Raw genomic sequence first — 18,827 nt, forward strand, 5'->3', positions numbered from 1 at the left:
TTTTCATGAGCTTTTTGACACTTAGCAATATCAAGAAATCCTTCGGCTCCGTGCAGGTCGTGCATGATTTCAACATGGCCATCGAAAAGGGCGAGTTCGTCTCCTTTCTTGGACCATCGGGCTGTGGCAAAACCACCGTGCTGCGCATGATCGCCGGCTTTGAAATCCCGACTGGCGGATCGATCGTCATCAATGGCAAGGACCAGACGGCGCTCCGCCCCAATCAGCGCAATATCGGCATGGTGTTCCAGGCCTACGCGCTGTTCCCCAACATGAACGTCTATGAAAACGTCGCCTTCGGGCTCAAAGTCGCCGGCAAACCGAAAGCCGAGATCGATGCGCGCGTGAAGGAAATGCTCCAGCTCATCCATCTGGAACATCTGGCCGACCGTTACCCCTACCAGATGTCGGGCGGCCAGCAGCAGCGCGTGGCGCTTGCCCGCGCTCTGGCCCCGAAGCCGGAAGTCCTTCTACTCGACGAACCGCTTTCGGCGCTCGACGCCAAAATCCGCGTCTCACTGCGTGAGGAAATCCGCCAGATTCAGCAGAAACTCGGCATCACCACCATTTTCGTGACCCACGATCAGGAAGAGGCCCTGTCGATTTCCGACCGTATCGTCGTCATGAATGGCGGCCGCGCCGACCAGATCGGCACGCCCTTCGATATTTACAACAAGCCCGCGACGCGCTTCGTCGCCTCCTTCGTCGGTACGCTCAACCTCATCGACGCCACCATCGTGGATTCCTCCTCCAACACCATCCGTGTCGGAGAGCAGCAGATCACCCTCCACAAGCCGGTCAATGCGGCGAACGGCGAAAAAATCACTCTCGCCCTGCGACCGGAAGCGGGCTCGCTCGGCAACGACGCGAAAGGCGATGTCGCCATTTCCGGCACGGTCACCTCCAGCCAGTTCCTTGGCTCGGTCATCCGCACCCGTCTCGATCTTGGTGGCTCGACCCTGTCTTTTGATATGTTCAACGATCCCGGCACCGCACCACCCGCCGTCGGTGAGCCGGTGACGCTGAAATTCGCGGCCGGCGACCTGATGGTCATCAAGGACTGAATCATCTTCCCGGATGCAAAACCACTTCTCCCCCTTGCTGGAAATGGTAGAGCGGGTATCACTTCGAACCTGCATACCAACGATGTGAGGCCATGATGCGCGCGCTTTATTACGAACGATTCGGCGAAACCCCAGTAGTCGCATCCCTGCCCGATCCGGAACCAACCGATGGCGGTGTCGTCATCGCGGTGAAAGCGACCGGCCTTTGCCGGAGCGACTGGCACGGCTGGATGGGGCATGACCCGGATATTCGCCTGCCGCACGTCCCCGGTCATGAATTTGCCGGCGTCATCGCCGCAGTCGGCAGACACGTCACCCGCTTCAAGACCGGCGACCGCGTTACCGTTCCTTTCGTGTCCGGCTGCGGCCATTGCCATGAATGCCGTTCCGGCAACCAGCAGGTCTGCGAAGCACAGTTCCAGCCCGGCTTCACCCATTGGGGCTCCTTCGCCGAATATGTCGCCATCGACTATGCCGACCAGAACCTCGTGCATCTGCCTCAATCGATGAGCTACGCCACCGCCGCTGGTCTTGGCTGCCGTTTCGCCACCTCCTTTCGTGCCGTGACCGATCAGGGACGCCTGAAGGGCGGCGAATGGCTGGCGGTTCATGGCTGCGGCGGCGTCGGCCTCTCCGCCATCATGATCGGCGCTGGTCTTGGCGCGCAGGTCGTCGCCATCGACATCGCCGAAGACAAGCTTGAGATGGCTCGGCAGCTCGGCGCGACCGCGACAATCAACAGCCGCACGGTTGCCGATGTTGCCGAAGCCGTGCGCGAGGTGACAGGCGGCGGTGCGCATGTCTCGGTCGATGCCCTTGGCCACCCGCAGACCTGCTGCAACTCCATCAGCAACCTGCGCCGGCGTGGACGCCATGTGCAGGTGGGCCTCATGCTCGCCGACCATGCCATGCCCGCCATTCCCATGGCCCGGGTGATCGCCCATGAGCTGGAAATCTACGGCAGCCACGGCATGCAGGCGTGGCGTTACGAGGACATGCTGGCCATGATCGAAAGTGGCAAGCTCGCGCCGGAAAAACTGATCGGCCGCCACATCACGCTTTCAGAGGCCGCAACCGCCCTGCCCGCCATGGATAGCTTCAGGGAAAGCGGCATCAGCATCATAGACCGGTTCGAATAGTCCGGGTCCTGCGGCAGTTCGCGGTCGGAGCCGGGTCAGGCTCAGGCGTTCCTGCGCCCGAAAGCCCGGACAGGAGCGCTGGCCCGGGAAGGCGCCTGCTCTGAAGAAGGTGACGGTACACTTGCGCCGGGATTCGCCTGGCTGTCGCTCCATTGGCGGTTCACCAGTTGCTTCTTGCGAATTTTCATCGGGTCGGACACGGCGTCCGCCGAACCATTGTCAGTGACGGCTGGTGTCGTCAGTGACCGCGCAAACCACCGTATGATCTGTAGCCCCTTGTGGATGAGCACCAAAAAGCCGACCACAAGCACGGCGATGAAAATCACGAAGCCCCAGCGGCTGTTCTCCTCGTCACGGGCTGCGCGTTCCATGCGGTGTTTGGTCGTTGGATCAAAACCAAGCGTCGCCTTCAGGTTCGCAATATCTGCATCGCTGAGCTTGGTATAACGGTCGCCGTGATACAGGACATAGCCGCTCGTGCTACCGTTCAGATAACCGAGATCAAGCGCATTCCCGTCCCGAAGGAAAGCTGCAGTGTTCGGCAGATCATAGACGAGATCGATCGTCTCACCGCCGCCAAATCCGGGTATGGCAAATAATCGAACCTTCCGCGCCTCCGCCCCACTCGCGAATATCGCGGAAAAAAGGGCCGCGGCAGAAAATAGTGCAATGTAATTCATCCATCCTCCACAACAGCAATGAGAATGAATGACGATTGACATCACTGTATTAATACGAAGTATCTATCTGAAATAGTCTTTTAATTACACAATAATTATTATATATAATCGCATAACAAAATCATACTATAGTACATATTACGAATTATTGTTTTATAATACACTAAAAAGTATATGTTCCGGCGGAACAAAGTCGAGACCGAACAGGCCGGCGCCATTGGCGCAGGCCGCGGACCGCGCTAAACTCCACTCCCACTCACACACCTCGGGTCTCCAAGACGCGCCGAGGCTCACCACCTCCGCACAGGATGGATATTGGCAAGGACTGCGACATGCTGTTTCTCGACAGCGTAACCATGAAGGAAAGCACGGACGGGAGGGATGATTACCCTTTCTCGGTTCCGGCGCTGCGCCATCTGGAACGCCTCGAATTCAAGACGCCAATCACCTTTTTTGCCGGCAATAACGGCTCCGGCAAATCGACGCTGCTGGAGGGGCTGGCGGCGGGGATGACGGCTTATGCCATCGGCAATCACGGACAGGTGGCCGGCGACCTCTATCTCCAGCATGCCGAGACCGTGGCGAAGTCTTTCTATTTCGCCCGCAAGAAATATCCGAAGATTCGCATGTTCCTGCGCGCGGAAGATGTCCTCGGTTATGTCCGTCGCCAGAACGAGGAGGCGCTGGACGATTTTCGCTGGGAGCGGGAGAAGGCTCTGAAAAAAGGCGAAGACTTTCCCGAGGAAACTCCGGAGACGTTTCGCGGGATCATCAGGAACAATGCCATAGACCGGCGGTCGCATGGCGAGGGTTTTCTCGACATTCTGCACCGGCGGGTCCATGGCGCCGGCCTCTATTTTCTCGACGAACCGGAAAGCCCGCTTTCGCCGCAAAAACAGCTCGAACTGGCGGCCCTCATCCGTGACGCCGCCGATAGTGGTGGCCAGTTGATCATCGCCACCCATTCACCGGTGCTCTTGGCCATTCCCGAGGCGACGATTTATTGTTTCGATGAGGATGGCGTCACCGAGCGCCTCTATGACGAGCTGGAGAACATCAGCTTCCTGCGACGCTTCCTCGACCGTCCCTCGAAATACCTGAGCGATTGAACATCGATAAGGCTTGAAATCGCACTGCGCTTGCCGCATGCCCATAAGTAATACGTAATTTAGAAAAGAAGCAGCTTCATGTCTCCCACCACCACACCGGCAGCAGCCCGGCCACTCAACAGCCAGGATTACAAAACTCTCGGTCTTTCGGCCCTGGGCGGTGCGCTCGAATTTTACGACTTCATCATTTTCGTATTTTTCGCGACTGTCATCGGCCATCTGTTTTTCCCGCCGGAAATGCCCGACTGGCTGGTGATGATCCAGACCTTCGGCATCTTCGCCGCCGGTTATCTGGTGCGGCCGCTGGGCGGCATCGTTCTCGCGCATTATGGCGACCGTTATGGCCGCAAGCGCGTCTTTGCCTTCTCGATCCTGCTGATGGCCCTCTCCACGCTGGGCATGGCGCTGATGCCGACCTATGCCACCATCGGCGTCGCCGCCCCCATCCTGCTCATCATCCTGCGCATGCTGCAGGGTGCTGCCATTGGCGGTGAAGTGCCGGGGGCCTGGACCTTCGTTGCCGAACACGTGCCGTTCCGCCGCGTCGGGCTTGCCTGCGGTTTTCTCACATCCGGCCTCTCTTTCGGCATCATGCTGGGCTCGCTAATCGCTTTCGCCATCAACTCGCTCTTCACACCGGAAGACGTGGCCGGTTACGCCTGGCGCATTCCCTTCCTGCTCGGCGGCATTTTCGGCCTGATCGCTGTTTATCTGCGCCGCTGGCTGGAAGAAACGCCGATCTTCATGGAGATGAAGAAGTCAAAATCGCTGACGGACAAGCTGCCGCTCGGGCTGGTACTGAAGCACCATATGCGTGGCGTGATCATCTCCGCTCTGCTGACATGGGTTCTGTCGGCCGCCATCGTCGTCACGACGCTGATGACCGCCACCTTCCTGCAGAAGCTCTATGGCTACACCCCGACGCAGGCGCTCGCCGGCACCAGCTTCGGCACGCTGTTCCTGATCTTCGGCGTCATCATCGCCGGCGCCCTGATCGACCGTATCGGCTCCGGCCTCTTCTTCATGGGCGCGAGCATCTTTTTCGGCATCGCCACCTTCACCTTCTACAGCTACGCCGGCACCTCGCTTCAGACCATGTTCGTGCTTTATGGCGTGATGGGCCTCTCGGTCGGCATGGCGGGTGCGGTGCCCTATGTCATGGTTCGCGCCTTCCCGGCATCGGTCCGGTTCTCTGGCCTCTCCTTCGCCTACAACGTCTCCTATGCCGTCTTTGGCGGGCTGACGCCGATCGGCGTGACGACGGCGCTTGCGATCAATCCGATGGCCCATGCTTGGTATCTGGTCTTCATCGCCATCCTCGCCTTCGCGATCGGCCTCTACCTCTATCTGCGCGGCAGCGAGATCGAGAGCCATGTCGGCATCGAGGAACTGGCGGCGTTAAGGTCGTAAGTTCAACAGTTAACAAAAAAAGCGCGGGCAAAACCCGCGCTTTTTTATTTCAACGACGATGAGTGAAACCTCACGCAGCGCTGTCGATTTCCTCGGCAGCATTCGTCGGCACGTAGTTGAGAACAGGCCCGAGCCAGCGCTCCACCTCTTCCACCGGCATATCCTTGCGGCGGGCATAATCCAGCACCTGGTCGCGCTCCACCTTGGCGACACCGAAATAATAGCTCTCGGGGTGGCCGATATAGAGGCCTGACACCGACGAGCCGGGCCACATGGCATAGCTCTCCGTCAGTTCCACGCCCGCCGCATTGGTGGCGTCGAGCAGGGCAAACAGCGTCTTCTTTTCGGTGTGATCGGGCTGGGCCGGATAGCCGGGCGCGGGGCGGATACCGGCATAGGCCTCGCCGATCAGCTCGTCGCCGGCAAACGCTTCGTCCGGCGCATAACCCCAGAACTCCTTGCGGACGCGCTCATGCATGCATTCAGCAAAAGCTTCCGCAAAGCGGTCGGCCAGCGCCTTGACGAGGATGGACGAATAATCGTCATTCGCCCGCTCGAAACGTTCGGCAATCGCCACTTCCTCGATACCCGCCGTCACCACGAAACCACCGACATAATCGGCAACGCCGCTATCAACAGGCGCCACGAAATCGGACAGCGCCACATTGGGACGACCGTCGCGCTTGGAAAGCTGCTGGCGCAGCGTGAAGAAGGTCGCAAGCTCTTCCTTGCGGCTCTCATCCGTGAACAGCCTGATATCGTCGCCCACCGCATTGGCGGGCCAGAACCCGATTACCGCGCGTGGCCGGAACCAGTTCTCCTCGATGATCTTCTTCAGCATGGCCTGCGCATCGCTATAAAGCTGACGCGCCGCTTCACCCTGCTTTTCATCCTCGAGGATCGCCGGGAAACGGCCCTTCAACTCCCAGGTCTGGAAGAACGGCGTCCAGTCGATGTAACGGGAAAGCTCCTCAAGATCGTAGGTTTCGAACACCTTGGTGCCGAAGAATTGCGGCTTGACGGCGCTATAGCTCGACCAGTCGATCTTGTGCGCATTCTCCCGGGCACGGGAAAGCGGCAGGCGCAGCTTTTCGCGCTCGTTGCGGGCATGGGCCTCCGCCACCTTGGCATATTCGCTGCGAATGCCATCGATATAAGCGGGCTTCTGCTCGGCGGAGAGAAGTGCCGACACGACGCCGACCGCGCGCGAAGCATCGGTGACGTAGATCGCCTGACCCTGCTCGTAGCGCGGATGAATTTTCACGGCCGTATGCACGCGGCTTGTCGTTGCGCCGCCGATCAGAAGCGGAATGTCGAAACCCTGCCGCTCCATTTCAGCCGCCACATGCACCATCTCATCCAGCGATGGCGTGATGAGGCCCGAAAGGCCGATCACGTCAACCTTTTCGGCAATAGCCGTTTCAAGGATTTTCGTCGTCGGCACCATCACGCCAAGATCGATGATCTCGTAATTGTTGCAGGCGAGGACGACGCCGACGATGTTCTTGCCGATATCGTGCACGTCGCCCTTCACGGTCGCCATCAGCACCTTGCCGGCAGCACTACGCTCAGACCCGCCATTGAGGCGTTTTTCCTCTTCCATGTAAGGAAGCAGCACGGCCACGGCCTGCTTCATCACGCGGGCGGATTTCACCACCTGCGGCAGGAACATCTTGCCCGAACCGAACAGGTCGCCGACCACATTCATGCCGGCCATCAGCGGCCCTTCGATGACGTGCAGCGGGCGCTCCGCCTTCTGGCGCGCCTCTTCCGTATCGGCCTCGATGAAATCGGTGATGCCGTTGACCAGCGCATGCTCCAGACGCTTCTCGACGGGAAGTTCGCGCCAGGAGAGATCCTGCACCTTGGTGTCCTTGGCGCCTGTGCCGCGGAAACGCTCAGCCACCTCGAGCAGGCGCTCCGTCGCGTCGTCGCGACGGTTCAGCACCACGTCCTCGCAGGCCTCGCGCAGTTCCGCATCGATATTGTCGTAAACCGCAAGCTGCCCGGCATTGACGATGCCCATATCCATGCCAACCTGAATGGCGTGGTAGAGGAACACGGCATGCATCGCCTCACGCACCGGCTCGTTGCCGCGGAAGGAGAAGGACAGGTTGGAAACACCGCCGGAAATATGCGTGAGCGGCATGGTTTCGCGGATGGTCTTGGTGGCCTCGATGAAATCAACGCCGTAATTATTGTGCTCTTCGATACCCGTCGCCACCGCAAAAACGTTCGGATCGAAGATGATGTCTTCCGGTGACAGGCCGGCCTTTTCGGTCAGCAGCTTATAGGCGCGCGAGCAGATTTCCACCTTGCGCTGATAGGTGTCGGCCTGCCCGACCTCGTCAAAGGCCATGACGACGACCGCCGCACCGTAATTGTGAACGAGCCGCGCCTGCTGGAGAAACTTCTCCTCGCCTTCCTTCAGCGAAATCGAGTTGACGATGGGCTTGCCCTGAACGCATTTCAGGCCGGCTTCGATGATCTCGAACTTCGAGCTATCGATCATGACAGGCACGCGGGCGATGTCAGGCTCGGCGGCGATGAGGTTCAAAAACTCCACCATCGCCTTTTCGGAATCGATCAGGCCTTCATCCATGTTGATGTCGATGATCTGCGCACCGTTCTCCACCTGGTCACGGGCAACGGCGAGAGCCGCCGTGTAGTCGCCAGCGGTGATGAGCTTACGGAACTTGGCCGAGCCGGTGACGTTGGTGCGTTCGCCGACATTGACGAAGGGAATGTCCTTGGTCAGCACGAAGGGCTCAAGGCCGGAAAGCGACATGAAGGGCTTGTGCTCGGGAATCGGGCGCGGCTTGTAATCTTTGACCGCTTCGGCAATCGCCCGGATATGCTCCGGCGTCGAACCGCAGCAGCCGCCGACGATGTTGACGAGACCGTCGCGCACGAAGCCTTCCACCTGCCGCGCCATCATCTCAGGCGTTTCGTCATACTGACCGAATTCGTTCGGCAGGCCGGCATTGGGATAGGCGCAGACGAAGGTATCGGCGACGTCAGACAGTTCCTGCAGATGCGGACGCATCGCATCCGCACCGAGCGCACAGTTCAGGCCGATGGTGAAGGGGTTGGCGTGACGCACCGAATTCCAGAACGCCGAAGGCGTCTGACCGGAAAGCGTGCGGCCGGAGAGGTCGGTAATCGTGCCTGAGATCATCACCGGCAGGCGGATGCCCTTGGCCTCGAAACGCTCCTCGCAGGCGAATATCGCCGCCTTGGCGTTCAGCGTATCGAAAATCGTCTCGATGAGGATGATATCGGCACCGCCGTCGATCAGGCCGTCGATCTGCTCGCCATAGGCAATGCGCAGATCGTCGAAGGTGACGGCGCGGTAACCGGGATTGTTCACGTCAGGCGAAATAGAGGCCGTGCGGTTGGTCGGGCCGATGGCGCCGGCCACGAAACGGCGGCGGCCGTCTTCCCGCTCGGCGCGCTGGGCGGCGCGGCGGACAATCTGCGCCCCTTCGCGGTTGAGATCGTAGACCGCATTTTCCATCTCGTAATCGGCCTGCGCGATGCGTGTGGACGAAAACGTGTTGGTCTCGAGAATATCCGCACCCGCCATGGCGTAGCGGTAGTGAATTTCTTCGATGGCGTCGGGCTGGGTCAGGATCAGAAGGTCGTTATTGCCCTTCTGGTGACAGGCGCAGCCGATGAAACGGTCGCCGCGAAAATGGTCTTCGTCAAAACCCAGACCCTGGATCTGCGTGCCCATGGCACCGTCGAGAATGAGGATGCGTTCGCTGGCAGCCTCGCGCAGCGCCTTGAAAATTTCCGCGCCGTCGCGCTTTGCCCCTTCAGGGCCAAACAGATCGTCAAACACGGGCACACTCCTCATTTCGATTTGCAAGATCGCAAGTCGTCAAGTCACATAAAGATATGTTTATGTCAATATATCTTCAAGGGGCAGGCATGGCTTTGCGTCGTTGCGTCACGTTACGAAATATCGCTGACAGATGACAGGTTTATACGGCAAGGATATAAGCCGAAGCAGCAAACGCATGGAGGACGCAATGCCCGAAGACGATCACAACAGCCGCAACTGGAATACCCTGCCCTGGCACCGCCAGTGGCTGGTGAAACAGGCCGAGGGACTTTTCGACTTCTTCCAGTATCGCGCCCTCAATCCCGCCGGCGGTTTCTTCGATCTCGACGCCAAGGGCGCGCCGCTGCAGGCAAACGATCCCGTGCGCGGCATCCATGCCTCTGCGCGCATGGTGCATTGCTTCTCCATCGGCCACCTGCTCGGCCGGCCGGGCTGCGGCGATATCGTCGACCACGGCATGACCTATCTCTGGAACAAACACCGCGATGGCGAACATGGCGGTTATTTCTGGCAGGTGAACGATGCCGGCCCAGTGGACGCCACCAAGCAGGGTTATGGCCACGCCTTCGTGCTTCTGGCCGCCTCTTCCGCCAAGACCGTCGGCCACCCGCTGGCCGACCGGATGCTGGCTGATATTACCGAAGTGCTGGAAAGTCGTTTCTGGGAAGAAAAACATGGCGCCATCGCCGAGGAATTCAATCGCGACTGGTCGCCCATCGACAATTATCGCGGCCAGAACTCCAATATGCACCTCACCGAAGCGCTGATGGCCGCCTATGAGGTGACCGGCGACAATAACTATCTCAGCAAGGCCGAACGCATCGCCGATCTCGTCATCCGCCGCCGCGCGGGCGAGCTGGATTTCCGCGTGCCCGAGCATTTCGACGACAACTGGACGCTGGACAAGGACTATCGCGGCAACGAAATGTTCCGCCCCTCCGGCTCCACCCCCGGTCACTGGCTGGAATGGGCGCGCCTCATCCTGCAATTGTGGATACTGGGCGAACGCCGCCACGACTGGATGCCTGTCGCGGCCAAATCCCTCTTCGTGCAGTCCATGGCGCTGGGCTGGGACCGGGAAAAGGGCGGCTTCTTTTATACGCTGGACTGGAATGACAATCCCGACAAGCGGGCAAAGCTCTGGTGGCCCATGTCCGAGGCGGCGGGTGCGGCCCATTTCCTCAACGAGAACCTGCCGGCGGATGGCTTCTACGAAGACAGCTATCGTCGCATCTGGAGCACCATCGCCAACAACTTCATCGACCATGCCAATGGCGGCTGGCACGAGGAACTGACGGAAGATCTGGTTCCCGCCCACACGCTATTCCCAGGCAAGGGCGATATCTACCATGCGCTCCAGGCCTGCCTCATCCCGCTTTTCCCGGCGACGGGCAGCCTGACGAAGGTGATCAAGGAAAGCGGCGGGGATTATTAAGGCGCGCTGCGGCCAATAGCCCCTCTGCCGTCATGCTCGGGCTTGTCCCGAGCATCTGCGGCCTATGCATCGGACGCAAAGTGGTTAGATCCTCGGCACAGGGCCGAGGATGACGTCGAGCATAAAGCAACCCTCAAAACCCGATGGTTTCCTCGAAATCATCCCATGACTGGTACATTTCATAGCGCCCGATTCCGGGGATCGGCACATGCCCGTAATAGGGCGAAAGCTGAAACTCGGCTGCCGCTTCGCCCTTGCCAGCCACAGCAGCCACATAGATGGCGGAGGCAAGCCCGGTGCGGTTGGCGCCATGTTCACAGTGGATGAGAACAGGCTTTTCCGCATTGCGCAGCACGGCCGCCAGCGTTTCCGAATCCTCCACCGAGACCTTTTCGCTTGAACTCAGCGGATAATCGACAAGCCGGATGCCATTGTTTTTCGCCGCGCGGCTTTCGGCTTCATACCAGCCTTCACGCTTTTCATCGCGCAGGTTGATGATCGTCTTGATGCCATAGGCCTTGGCATAGGCCGCGATGTCCTTGCCGCTCGGCTGGGCCGAACGATAGAGTTCGCCGGGAATGACTTCATGGAAATTTCCTGTCAGCTGGCCGATGCCCATATGCGCACCCGCCAGAACCGGCAGGGCGACAAGGCCAATGGCCGTTATTTTCAGAAACTTCAGAACAATACGCAAAACATCAACCCGCGACATCAATCGAATGAAGGGGGAAGTGGCATTGCAAATGGACGAAAACAAGTCAGCGACCATCCCGACCCGTTCCGGCGCGGACGATGGAAGTTGACCTTTCCGCCCGAAGCAACTGTGATGCAAGGGTTTTACGACGGCCGCTCACCGGAGCGAAAATTCTCAAAATACCGTGATCGCCGGAAGCAGTCGAACCGTTCAGTCGAATTCTGCGGATATGACGGTAACGCGCCATTCCAGACGTTGCGGCTCTACCCTTTCATTGTTGCGCAGCCGGAAGGAACGGCAGGCCGCGAACGTCTCCCCAGCCTCGATCCGTCTTTCGCTCACCTGATAGGGATCGAAGGTGACGGAGGCACGGAAGGCCGGTTCGAACCCTTCGAGCGTATAGGTCAGCCGCTGCACCGCGACATTATTGTCGTTGCGGAAGCTGAGGCGGATTGGCAATGCCGCATCCGGGCAGGCCGCGTCGAAGCCGGCGGTCGCGACGATATGGTCGAGCCGCTGGTTGCCGCGCCGCCAGTCATAAATCACAAAGGCGGCGGTGGTCGTCCAGATCAGCAACAGGCAGATGACAACGGATTTGAGATGCCGCGGAAACGCAATGAGGGTGAGGAGAAGAATGGCGCTGAGAACGGCTCCGACAATCACGTCGTCCCTCCTCCGCTAAAATAATGCCTCATGTGAACTCATCCTCCCATGCCCTTTCCGCCCGCTACGATCCCCCTCACCGGGAGGTCGCAGCGGTGTACTCTCAGCCGCAGCTTATGCCGCTTCTGGCGCAGCGCAAAGCACCGGCCCCGCCGTAGTCAACCACAACTCTATGGTCGCGTCCCCCGCTGTCAAGACAACCAAGCGTGACACCCGCCCAACACTTTCCCGAACCTTTGACGAAACACCAAAGGGAACCAAACGCGGCTGAAGGCGTTCGCAGCATCAGAACAGCATGGCGGGGCGATAAAACGCCGCGAACCGGGGCAAGACGGCAGCAACGCCGGGAGGACATGAGCGCCTCTTGGAGCCGCCGAACCCCGCCCCATATTAAAAGCAGCTAATCTATGCTATGGATGTCAGTCAGCTCAGGGAGAAAAACGATGAAAACGCTGATCGTAACGTCACTCCTGGCCCTGTCGGCCAGCACCGCAATGGCCGCGGATGCCGTCTACGAAACGCCCGCACCTCCGGTCGCGCAGGAAACCCTGCCGGTCTTCACCTGGTCTGGCCCCTATCTTGGTATTCAAGGCGGCGCGGGCTGGGCAAATGGCGATTTTTCGGCCGGCGGCCCGGTCGCCTCGGATAATTTCGATGGCGGCATTCTCGGCGCCTTCGTTGGTTACAACTACCAGTTCGACAATAATCTGGTGCTCGGCATCGAAGGTGATGTCGATTATAACTGGAACGACAATGACTATGCCGGCGTGCAGATCGGTACCGACTGGCAGGGTTCCGTTCGCGGCCGCGTCGGCTATGCCTTCGACCACGCCCTGCTCTATGCCACCGCTGGCTGGACCGCGACACGCGGCTTCATCGAAACGCCCGGAGCCGGCAAGGACAGCACCACGTTCAACGGCTATACCGTCGGCGCGGGTCTGGACTATGCCTTCACCGACAACGTGTTCGGCAGGCTGGAATATCGATACAACGACTATAGCGACAAGGACATCTTCGGTATCAACACCGATGTCGACCAGCACACTGTGAAAGTGGGTCTCGGCGTGAAGTTCTGATCGCGACCGAAGGATTTCGACAAGAAGCCCGGCCGTCCGCCGGGCTTTTTTATTGCGGAAAGCGTGCATCTTCCGCGATCCCTGCAGTCTGAAATCAGGAAAATATGAACCGCTTGAAAATGAAATATTCACAGGCCGTTCACCCGTCCCGTGCCATCATCCGGGCATAATGAGCCTCTATCTCCCGAAGCAGGCTTATGGAGTAGCCCCCGATGAAAAAGATAATTCTTTCCACTATTGCCGCGCTGGTCGCCACCGGCAGCATTTTTGCATCCTATGGCACCGCTGCCGCGCAGGACTATCCCTATCGCCCGCGCTACGACCGGGGTTATGACCGTGGCGGCCCACCTCCGCCGCCCTACCGCGAACATCGCCGCCACAATGATGGCGCAGCGATTGCCGGCGGCCTCGCCGCAGGCGTCATCGGCGGCCTGATCGGCGGCGCCATCGCCAACGGTAACGGCGGCCCCCGTTACTACGAACCACCGCCGCCGCCCCCGCCGCGCTGCTGGTTCGAAGACCGCCGCGTTCCCAATTCTTATGATGGCGGCTGGCATACGGAGAGTATGCGGGTTTGTAACTGACCCGATAGCCGAAAATTTAATCTTGATGATCCGATCAGCCTAACCGGCTGGTCGGATTTTTTGTTGGATGGAACAAAAAATCCAGAAGAGGGCAATGATCGATGGAAATAGGGATCCGCTGCCTGGAATCTCGCTATTTTGTCTAAAATATGAGAAAAATGGTGGGCCCGGAGAGACTCGAACTCCCAACCAAGCGGTTATGAGCCGCCGGCTCTAACCATTGAGCTACAGGCCCTTTCGGAAAACCGATCCGAAACACCGGCTTCGCAATGGTTCGAATCCGGTGGTCACGCTCTAACGTAATTTTTTGAGCCCGACAAGCCATTGATGCTTTCCCAAACCAGCGCCGCCGTATTAGCTACACAATCTAAGGCAATACCCTTCAAAGGGACTCAATCAACGAGGAAACACCATGAAGACAAAAACGGCCGGCCTTTTCGCACTCACCGCAATGACCGCAGCTGCCATGATGCCGCTCGCCGCCCAGGTGTCTGCGCAGGAGGCTTCCCCGCGCGAAGCCACCATCAGTGTTTCCGGTGAAGGCCAGGCGGCCATTGCCCCTGATATGGCGATCCTGTCCTTCAGCGTCGTCAAGCAGGCGGAGACCGCGGCTGCGGCTCTTACCGAAAATTCCAAGGCGCTCGCCGACGTTCTGAAAGCGCTGAAAGAGGCCGCCATTGAAGACCGCGACCTGCAGACCAGCAATTTCTCCGTGCAGCCGCTCTACAAGCACTATGAACCCAAGGACGGCGTCTATGTTGCGCCCGAGATCACCGGCTATCAGGTATCCAACGGCCTGACCGTGCGGGTGCGCGACCTGAAGAAGCTCGGCACGATCCTCGATACCTCCGTCAAGCTCGGCATCAACCAGGGCGGCGACATCACCTTCACCAATGACAAGCCCGAAGCGACGGTGACCGAGGCCCGCAAGCAGGCCGTCGCCGATGCGCTGGCCAAGGCGAAGACGCTGACGGAAGCGGCGGGCGTGAAGCTTGGCCGTGTCATTCAGATCAGCGAAAACTCGCAGCGCCCGATGCCGGTACCGGCGGGCGTGATGCGTGCTTCGATGATGAAGGAAGCCGACAGCGTGCCGATCGCGTCGGGTGAGAACAGCTACAGCGTGGTGGTCAACGTCACCTTCGCTCTCGAGCAGTAAGATCGGCGGCGGGCGGCACTCCTGTGCCGCTCCTCCTCCATCCTGAATTCAGCCATTGGCATGATGCAAAACGAAATGCCCCTCGCCTGCCTTTCCGGACAAGCGAGGGGCATTTTTTAATCGTTCTGCCCGACGGGGATATCAGCAGATCGATAAGACTGGCCGCTGTTAGCGCCGGATCACCGGGCAACCGCGCTCATTGGCGAAAACGATACGATCACGGCCGCGACGGTCAAAGCCTGCCACCACGACACGGCGCGGCGATACATCAACCACGCGGGCGCGGCGAAGACCCATGCGGCTTGCCTTTTCTTCCGCAAGCGAAACCGAGCAGCCGCGGCGCGGGCGGTCCGGACGGCCCCAGCCGGGACGATGACCATAACCGTCCTGAACCTGAACTCTGAACTGGACATCCGAGCCTGCGGAAGCCGCTGGCGCCGTAAAGGAAATTCCACCGAGGGCTATGAGGGTAGCCAGGCCGGCTTTTGCAAAGGTGCTGAACATGAACTTCACTCCGTTTGTTTCTTTGCCGACAGGGGAACATCCCCCGGCGATTGACGAGACCCTAGACCCGCCCGTCTGAATATCAGCAGAACCGAATGTTCAGCAGGCGTTCAGAGAGGTTAACGCGCAATACATCAATCCGGATCCAGACATCACGGCGAGATATGCAGCACGATTTCCCGCCGATGCGGCTGGTCGCGATGTTCGAAAAGATAAAGGCCCTGCCAGGTGCCGAGCACAAGCCTGCCGTCGCTGATCGGCACACCGATGGAAACCGTGGTCAGCGCCGATTTGATATGGGCGGGCATATCGTCGGGGCCTTCCAGCGTGTGGATGATCCATCGCATGGAAGGATCATCGGAAGGCGGCACGAGCCGGGAGAAAAACACCATGAGATCACGCCGCACATCGGGATCGGCATTTTCCTGAATGAGCAGCGAGCAGGATGTGTGCCTAACGAAGATTGTCAGCAGGCCTTCCTCCACCCCGGCATGATTGACGAATGCCCTGGCCTCGGATGTGAACTCGTAAAGGCCCTGTCCATGGGTGGGGACGATCATCTTCTTCTGCGGCACAATTTTTCCTTCAAATAACTTGGAACAAAATCGACGCTGCCAACGTTGCAACATGTCAAATTGTATCCGATGACATCACGGATACGACAATCGCATGACGGCGGCTCATAAAAGCACAACGGAAAACCGGCGTCACAGTTGCAAAAATCGGGGAAGGGTTGGCACTATCAGAATGGACTATTCAGGCTTTCCCATCTCACGACAACCAGATTATCTTCGGCACAGACAGACACAGGGTGCGAAAGACTGATTCATGGCACCCAGTGACTATCAAGTCGACCTGACCAATTGCGACCGCGAACCCATCCACATCCCAGGCTATATTCAACCGCATGGCTGTCTCATCGCCTGCGATAACGCCATGCGCATGGTGGTGCGGCATTCCGAAAACTGCCGCGAACTGCTGGGCATCGACGGCGATATCAATGGCAAAACCGCCGAGGACGTGCTCGGTAAAAAACTCGTCCACGATCTTCGCAATGCGCTGACCGTCACCGGCAGAACCACGCGTCCCGCCATGCTGCCGGCCATGGAAATGGGCGACGGCCGCAGCTTCGATATTTCGCTTCACCGCTACAAGTCCACCACGATCATCGAATTCGAGCCCTCCGGCAGCGAAACGCAGCCGCTCGGCACGGCGCGCAAGATGGTGGACCGCATCCGCGAGGCGGACAGCGTCGAAAGCCTGATTTCCAGAACGACGCGGCTGGTAAAGGCGACTCTCGGTTACGACCGGGTGATGATCTACCGTTTCGAGGAAGATGGCGCCGGCAAGGTCGTGTCGGAGGCAAAGCAGCCGGAACTGGAAAGCTTTCTCGGGCAATATTTCCCCGCCAGCGACATCCCGCAGCAGGCCCGTGCGCTCTATCTCAAGAACACGCTTCGCATTATCTCCGATGCCAGCGGCGCCCGCGTTCCCGTCCTGCCGGCCGTCGATGCATCCGGCGAGCCGCTCGATCTGTCCTTCGCGCATCTGCGCAGCGTCTCGCCTATCCATTGCGAATATCTCCGCAACATGGGTGTCGGCGCTTCCATGTCCATTTCGGTGATTGTCGACGGGGCCCTGTGGGGCCTCATCGCCTGTCATCACTATTCCCCGCGCGTGCTGACCATGCCGGTCCGGATCGCCGCGGAAATGTTCGGGGAATTTTTCTCCATGCATCTGCAGGTCCTGAAACAGAAGCGCAGGCTCGATACCGTCAACCACGCCCATGCCGCGCTCGACCGCTTTCTTCGGCTTGCCGCGCATCACGCCAATATTGAAGAACTGCTGATCGACAGTTTCCAGGATTTTGCCGATCTGATGCCGTGTGACGGCGTTGGCCTGTGGGTGGGAAACAACTGGCACTGCCATGGCGCAACGCCGCCGCATGACGCCATTCCAAGGCTGGCGCGTTTCGTCGCCTCGGCTTCCGAAGGCAAGGTCTGGGCGACCCATGCGCTGTCGCAGGCGATACCGGAAGCGGAAATCTACGCCGGCACCGCGGCCGGAATGCTCGCCATTCCGCTCTCGCAGGTAAAGAACGACTATCTTCTTTTTTTCCGCAAGGAGATCGTGCAGAACCTGAACTGGGCCGGCAATCCGGAAAAATCCTACGAGACCGGCCCGATGGGGGATCGTCTCACGCCGCGCAAAAGCTTTGCGATCTGGAAAGAGACGGTGCGTCTGCAGGCGCAGCCCTGGTCGGAAGCCGACCGGGAAATCGCCGAAGCCGCCAGAATTGCGCTGGTCGAGGTCGCATTCCATCACAGCGAGCTGATGGCGGGCGAAAGGGAACGCGCCGAAGTGCGCCAGCGCATGCTGAACGAGGAACTCAACCACCGCGTCAAGAATGTTCTCGCCATCATCAAATCGCTGGTCGGCAATCCCTCGCAGGAGGGCAAGACCCTGCAGGAATATGTCACCGCGCTGAAGGGCCGCATTCAGGCATTGTCCTTTGCCCATGACCAGATCATACGCGGTGAAGGCGGCGGCGCGCTTCGCGATCTTCTGGACGCCGAATTGTCGCCCCATCGCTCGCCGGAAACGACGGTGAAACTTGAGGGGCCTCAGGTCACGCTCGATTCACGCGCTTTCTCCGTGATGGCGCTGGTTCTGCACGAACTGGCGACGAATGCCGCCAAATACGGCGCGCTTTCGCAAAATGGCGGGCAATTGCATGTACGCTGGCAGATCAGCGAAAACCGCGATTGCGAGATTGGGTGGCGCGAAATCCTGCCCACCAAACTGCCTACCCCGTCGCGCGCCGGTTTTGGCACGGCGCTCATCAGCCGCAGCATCCCCTACGATCTCGGCGGGCGCAGCACCATGCGCTATTTGCCTGATGGGCTGGAGGCGGAAATTTTCCTGCCCTCCCGTCACGTCTCATCGGCGACGGTTGCCTCCAGTGCGCAAACCGAGGATGAAACCGCACCGCAGCCCAGACGATATAACCGGGAGGAGCCGTTGAAAGTATTACTCGTCGAAGATCAGATGCTGATCGCCATGGATGTCGAGAACATGCTGGAGGATAACGGCATCAAAACCATAGAAACGGCAACCTCGTCGGCAATGGCACTTGAAAAACTGAAGAGCTACGTGCCTGACGTGGCCATTCTCGACATCAATCTCGGTTCCGATACCTCAATCCCCATTGCCCGGGAACTTCACCGGCGCGGCATTCCATTCCTTTTCGCCACCGGTTATGCGGATGGCAGCATGGTGCCGGATGAATTCGGCAATGTGCCTGTTATCAGGAAGCCCTATGACGAGGATGCGCTGATGGCCGGCATCGGGCTTCTGGTGGGGGATACGGAGCGGGCATAGGAACGCGGCGTCATCCTCGGTCTTTATCCCGAGGACCCGCAACCTATTAATTGTCTCGACGTGCTTAGATCCTTGGGACAAGCCC

15 protein-coding genes and 1 tRNA gene are annotated in these 18,827 nt (G+C 59.2%); 9 read left to right on the plus strand and 7 right to left on the minus strand.

Features of this window, described 5'->3' with window-relative positions:
• Positions 1-5: 5 nt before the first annotated feature.
• Complete coding sequence (locus DA915_RS10710; protein WP_107675800.1) at positions 6-1,064, plus strand: ABC transporter ATP-binding protein; 1,059 nt, start codon at positions 6-8, stop codon at positions 1,062-1,064.
• Positions 1,065-1,159: 95 nt separating this feature from the next.
• Positions 1,160-2,203, plus strand: a complete 1,044-nt coding sequence (locus DA915_RS10715; RefSeq protein WP_004430649.1) for a zinc-dependent alcohol dehydrogenase family protein — start codon at positions 1,160-1,162, stop codon at positions 2,201-2,203.
• Positions 2,204-2,244: 41 nt separating this feature from the next.
• On the opposite strand, the gene DA915_RS10720 is transcribed toward DA915_RS10715, so the two are convergent.
• Positions 2,245-2,925, minus strand: coding sequence for a hypothetical protein (locus DA915_RS10720; RefSeq protein ID WP_244600701.1), 681 nt, complete (start codon positions 2,923-2,925; stop codon positions 2,245-2,247).
• A 290-nt stretch (positions 2,926-3,215) separates the two neighbouring features.
• Here DA915_RS10720 and DA915_RS10725 point away from each other — a divergent pair, with 290 nt between their 5' ends.
• Together DA915_RS10725 and DA915_RS10730 are read left to right on the plus strand one after the other, a co-directional pair.
• Positions 3,216-3,992: an AAA family ATPase gene (locus DA915_RS10725; RefSeq protein WP_107675922.1), complete on the plus strand. Its 777-nt coding sequence runs from the start codon at positions 3,216-3,218 to the stop codon at positions 3,990-3,992.
• A 78-nt stretch (positions 3,993-4,070) separates the two neighbouring features.
• Positions 4,071-5,402 carry an MFS transporter gene (locus tag DA915_RS10730; protein ID WP_060727421.1) on the plus strand — a complete coding sequence of 444 codons (1,332 nt, stop codon included), beginning with the start codon at positions 4,071-4,073 and terminating at the stop codon, positions 5,400-5,402.
• Positions 5,403-5,472: 70 nt separating this feature from the next.
• Here the strand turns inward: DA915_RS10730 and metH are convergent, their stop codons facing one another.
• Positions 5,473-9,246, minus strand: coding sequence for a methionine synthase (gene metH, locus DA915_RS10735; RefSeq protein ID WP_107675802.1), 3,774 nt, complete (start codon positions 9,244-9,246; stop codon positions 5,473-5,475).
• 178 nt (positions 9,247-9,424) lie between these two features.
• Here metH and DA915_RS10740 point away from each other — a divergent pair, with 178 nt between their 5' ends.
• Positions 9,425-10,684 (plus strand): AGE family epimerase/isomerase, encoded by a 1,260-nt coding sequence (locus DA915_RS10740; protein WP_162686237.1) that lies wholly within the window; start codon positions 9,425-9,427, stop codon positions 10,682-10,684.
• Between the two features lie 133 nt (positions 10,685-10,817).
• Here DA915_RS10740 and DA915_RS10745 read toward each other — a convergent pair whose 3' ends face one another.
• Positions 10,818-11,378: a dual specificity protein phosphatase family protein gene (locus DA915_RS10745; RefSeq protein ID WP_035212709.1), complete on the minus strand. Its 561-nt coding sequence runs from the start codon at positions 11,376-11,378 to the stop codon at positions 10,818-10,820.
• Positions 11,379-11,588: 210 nt separating this feature from the next.
• Entirely contained in the window at positions 11,589-12,041 is a 453-nt protein-coding gene (locus tag DA915_RS10750) for a hypothetical protein (RefSeq protein ID WP_080866314.1), read from the minus strand.
• A 443-nt stretch (positions 12,042-12,484) separates the two neighbouring features.
• Here DA915_RS10750 and DA915_RS10755 point away from each other — a divergent pair, with 443 nt between their 5' ends.
• Entirely contained in the window at positions 12,485-13,117 is a 633-nt protein-coding gene (locus DA915_RS10755) for an outer membrane protein (RefSeq protein WP_004430633.1), read from the plus strand.
• A 212-nt stretch (positions 13,118-13,329) separates the two neighbouring features.
• Positions 13,330-13,701, plus strand: coding sequence for a hypothetical protein (locus tag DA915_RS10760; RefSeq protein ID WP_004430631.1), 372 nt, complete (start codon positions 13,330-13,332; stop codon positions 13,699-13,701).
• Between the two features lie 159 nt (positions 13,702-13,860).
• On the opposite strand, the gene DA915_RS10765 is transcribed toward DA915_RS10760, so the two are convergent.
• Positions 13,861-13,936: transfer RNA gene (locus DA915_RS10765), tRNA-Ile, on the minus strand.
• Positions 13,937-14,113: 177 nt separating this feature from the next.
• On the opposite strand from DA915_RS10765, the gene DA915_RS10770 reads away from it, so the two are divergent.
• Positions 14,114-14,857, plus strand: a complete 744-nt coding sequence (locus DA915_RS10770) for an SIMPL domain-containing protein (protein ID WP_107675803.1) — start codon at positions 14,114-14,116, stop codon at positions 14,855-14,857.
• Positions 14,858-15,025: 168 nt separating this feature from the next.
• Here DA915_RS10770 and DA915_RS10775 read toward each other — a convergent pair whose 3' ends face one another.
• Complete coding sequence (locus DA915_RS10775; protein WP_004430463.1) at positions 15,026-15,361, minus strand: hypothetical protein; 336 nt, start codon at positions 15,359-15,361, stop codon at positions 15,026-15,028.
• A gap of 152 nt (positions 15,362-15,513) precedes the next feature.
• Positions 15,514-15,936, minus strand: a complete 423-nt coding sequence (locus tag DA915_RS10780) for a secondary thiamine-phosphate synthase enzyme YjbQ (RefSeq protein WP_060725123.1) — start codon at positions 15,934-15,936, stop codon at positions 15,514-15,516.
• Positions 15,937-16,189: 253 nt separating this feature from the next.
• Between DA915_RS10780 and DA915_RS10785 the strand changes: the two genes are divergently transcribed.
• Entirely contained in the window at positions 16,190-18,742 is a 2,553-nt protein-coding gene (locus tag DA915_RS10785) for an HWE histidine kinase domain-containing protein (protein ID WP_107675804.1), read from the plus strand.
• The last annotated feature ends 85 nt before the right edge of the window (positions 18,743-18,827 follow it).

The organism is Agrobacterium sp. LAD9, assembly GCF_003031125.1.
GTDB classification, from domain to species: domain Bacteria; phylum Pseudomonadota; class Alphaproteobacteria; order Rhizobiales; family Rhizobiaceae; genus Agrobacterium; species Agrobacterium radiobacter.